The sequence below is a fragment of the Corynebacterium sp. HMSC05H05 genome, assembly GCF_001807265.1.
Taxonomy (GTDB): domain Bacteria; phylum Actinomycetota; class Actinomycetes; order Mycobacteriales; family Mycobacteriaceae; genus Corynebacterium.
On sequence record NZ_KV788390.1, the window covers coordinates 1 to 1377 of the forward strand.

Below are 1377 nucleotides of genomic sequence, written 5' to 3' on the forward strand. Positions count from 1 at the left end.
GGTCCTCTTAACCTTCCAGCACCGGGCAGGCGTCAGTCCGTATACATCAACTTAACCGTCTTCGCACGGACCTGTGTTTTTGATAAACAGTCGCTCCCCTCTCTTCTCTGCGACCCACACCAGCAACACAATCGTATGACCGGTAACCAGTGTGGGTCCCCCTTCTCCCGAAGTTACGGGGGCATTTTGCCGAGTTCCTTAACCACAGTTCACCCGCTCGCCTTAGTATTTTCTACCTGACCACCTGTGTCGGTTATGGGTACGGGCCGTACATGCACATCGCTAGAGGCTTTTCTCGGCAGTCCAGGATCACCAACATCACCCAACATGGGCTACGCATCACGCCTCACACTTGTGACACCCGGATTTGACCATGGTGTCGTGCCACACGCTTGCACCGCAATCCAATAAGCGGCTCGGCTACCTCACTGCGTCACCCCATCACTGACCTACAACGGATCAGGCCCCACGCATCACCACCAACCAACCACTTCGAAAAGTGGCAACGGCCAGCGGGTCAGGGTGGTTAGTATCACCGCTTCGATACTGGGCGCGCACATACGGGTACGGGAATATCAACCCGTTAACCATCGACTACGCCTGTCGGCCTCGCCTTAGGACCCGACTCACCCTGGGAAGACGAACTTGACCCAGGAACCCTTAGTCATCCGGCGGGCAAGATTCTCACTTGCCATTCGTTACTCATGCCTGCATTCTCACTCGCATGCAGTCCACCGCTCCTTCCAGTACGGCTTCACCCCACACACGACGCTCCCCTACCCAAGTCCAAAGGACTTGCCGCGGCTTCGGCGGTGTGCTTGAGCCCCACTACATTGTCGGCGCGGAACCACTCGACCAGTGAGCTATTACGCACTCTTTCAAGGATGGCTGCTTCTAAGCCAACCTCCTGGCTGTCTTCGCGATCCCACATCCTTTTCCACTTAGCACACCCTTAGGGGCCTTAACCGGCGATCTGGGCTGTTTCCCTCTCGACTATGAAGCTTATCCCCCACAGTCTCACTGCAATGCACCACTTCACCGGTATTCGGAGTTTGGCTGACGTCGCTAAGATGATAGTCCCGCTCAACCAACCAGTAGCTCTACCTCCGGCAAGCTCACATCACGCTGCACCTAAATGCATTTCGGGGAGAACCAGCTATCACGGAGTTTGATTGGCCTTTCACCCCTACCCACAGCTCATCCCCTCAGTTTTCAACCTAAGTGGGTTCGCGCCTCCACAACCTCTTACAGCTGCTTCACACTGGCCATGGGTAGATCACCCCGCTTCGGGTCCAGGACATGCCACTTGCCACCCTATTCGGATTCGCTTTCGCTACGACTACCCCACAAAAACGGGTTAACCTCGCGACATGCCGC

The 1377-nt window shown here is 56.0% G+C and carries 1 rRNA gene; it reads right to left on the reverse strand.

The annotated features are described in order from the left end of the window. Positions 1-1377: ribosomal RNA gene (locus HMPREF3151_RS05930) — 23S ribosomal RNA — on the reverse strand; the annotation flags it as partial.